The sequence below is a fragment of the Nocardioides sp. genome (assembly GCF_035481145.1).
In the GTDB taxonomy this organism is placed as follows: domain Bacteria; phylum Actinomycetota; class Actinomycetes; order Propionibacteriales; family Nocardioidaceae; genus Nocardioides.
The window spans coordinates 1-1,740 of the sequence record NZ_DATIHB010000146.1 but is presented as its reverse complement, the minus strand read 5'-3'; the positions used below and the strand labels follow the sequence as shown (position 1 = coordinate 1,740).

Genomic DNA, 1,740 nt, shown 5'->3' with positions numbered 1-1,740 from the left:
CGACGGGATCTCGCGGGCGGTCTTGGCCTTCGCCGCGGCATCGGCCTTGAGGGCGGCGGAGGAGAAGTTGCGGCGCCCGGCGTCGGTGGGCGTGGCAAGGCGCGTGGAGCCGCCCGTGAGGTCCTGGCGGCCCCAGCGGGTCTGCTCGGCAGCCGTACGCCGCCAGTCGACGAGGTCGACCGGGAGCTCGTCGAGGAAGCGGCTCGCCGGGTTGTGGCTGGGCGCGCCCCACGCGGAGCGGACCAGGGCGCGGGAGATGTAGAGGCGCTTCTCGGCGCGGGTCAGGCCGACGTAGGCGAGGCGACGCTCCTCCTCGAGCTCGGGCTGGTCGCCCAGCGAGCGCTGGTGGGGGAAGACGCCGTCCTCGAGGCCGGTGAGGAAGACGACGGGGAACTCCAGGCCCTTGGCCGTGTGGAGGGTCATCAGGGTGACGACGCCGGAGTCGTCCCCGTCAGGCGCGTCGGGGATCTGGTCGGCGTCGGCGACGAGGGCGACGCGCTCGAGGAAGTCGCCGAGCCCGACGGCCACCGTGCCGGCCTCGACCTCCGCGGGGTCGGCGCTGGGACCCGGCTGGGGGTCCTCGGCGAACTCGCGCGCGACGGCGACGAGCTCGGCGAGGTTCTCGACGCGGGTGCCGTCCTGCGGATCGTCGCTGGCCTCGAGCTCGGCGAGGTAGCCGGAGCGCTCGAGGACCGACTCCAGGATCACGTCGGGGCGCTCGTCGGCCTCGACCATGGACTGGAGCTCCTGGACGATGGCGACGAAGCCCTCGATGTTCTTGAGGCTGCGGGTGGCCAGGCCCGGGGCCTCCTCGGCCCTCACGAGCGCCTCCCAGAAGGTGATCCGGTCGCGGTCGGCGAGCGCGGCGACGCAGGCCTCGGCCCGCTCGCCGATGCCGCGCTTGGGCGTGTTGAGGACCCGGCGCAGCGAGATCTCGTCGGCGGTGTTGACCAGCATCCGCAGGTAGGCGAGCGCGTCGCGCACCTCCTTGCGCTCGTAGAAGCGCACCCCGCCCACCACCTTGTAGGGCTGGCCGGTGCGGATGAACACCTCCTCGAAGACGCGGGACTGGGCGTTGGTGCGGTAGAAGACCGCGACGTCGGCCGGCTTGATGCCGGCGTCGTCGACGAGCGTGTCGATCTCCTCGCTGACGAACCGTGCCTCGTCGTGCTCGTCGTCGGAGACGTAGCCGACGATGCGCTCCCCCTCCCCCGCGTCGGTCCACAGCCGCTTGGGCTTGCGGCCGCGGTTGTTGCCGATGACGGAGTTCGCGGCGCTGAGGATGGTCTGGGTGGAGCGGTAGTTCTGCTCGAGCAGGATCGTGGTCGCGTCGGGGAAGTCCTGCTCGAAGTCGAGGATGTTGCGGATGTCGGCGCCGCGGAAGGCGTAGATGGACTGGTCGGCGTCGCCGACGACCATCAGCTCGCTCGGCCCGACCTGCTCGGCCCCGGACTCCTCGAGGGCCGTGCCGATCTCGAACGACGTGCCGCACAGCTGCTGGATCAGGCTGTACTGGGCGTGGTTGGTGTCCTGGTACTCGTCGACGAGCACGTGGCGGAACCGGCGGCGGTAGTTCTCGCGCACGTCGGGGAACGCCTGGAGCAGGTGGACCGTGGTCATGATCAGGTCGTCGAAGTCGAGCGCGTTGGCCTCGCGCAGGCGGCGCTGGTAGGCGCTGAAGGCCTTGGCGTAGGCCTCCTCGAAGGAGTTGCGCGCCTCCTTGGCGGCGTCCTCGGCGTC

The 1,740-nt window shown here is 71.4% G+C and carries 1 protein-coding gene; it reads right to left on the bottom strand.

The annotated features are described in order from the left end of the window. Positions 1-1,740 (bottom strand): 3'-5' exonuclease (locus tag VLF38_RS12385; protein ID WP_325271552.1); only part of this gene is annotated, 1,740 nt, incomplete at both ends.